At 72.8% G+C, this 254-nt stretch carries 1 protein-coding gene; it reads left to right on the forward strand.

The annotated features are described in order from the left end of the window. On the forward strand, positions 1 to 254 hold a 254-nt coding region (locus ACQG3P_RS20690), incomplete at both ends, for a sensor histidine kinase (protein WP_426806098.1).

Genomic DNA, 254 nt, shown 5'->3' on the forward strand with positions numbered 1-254 from the left:
TACGCCGCGTGGGCGGGTGCTGATCGGGTGCCGCCGGGTGGGCGACCAGCTGCGCATTGAGGTGCATGCCCAGGGCCCGGGTATTCCGGAGAGCCTGCAGGGCGAGATCTTCGAGGAATTCCGGCGGCTGGATGAGGGCGTGGACCAGGAGCGCGGCGCCGGGCTGGGCCTGGCGATCGTGGCGCGCATCGGGCGGCTGCTGGGGCACCGCATCAACCTGCGCTCCACGCGGGGCAGCGGCAGCGTGTTTGCCG

It is taken from the genome of Stenotrophomonas sp. SrG (assembly GCF_050031795.1).
GTDB classification, from domain to species: Bacteria; Pseudomonadota; Gammaproteobacteria; order Xanthomonadales; family Xanthomonadaceae; genus Stenotrophomonas; species Stenotrophomonas rhizophila_A.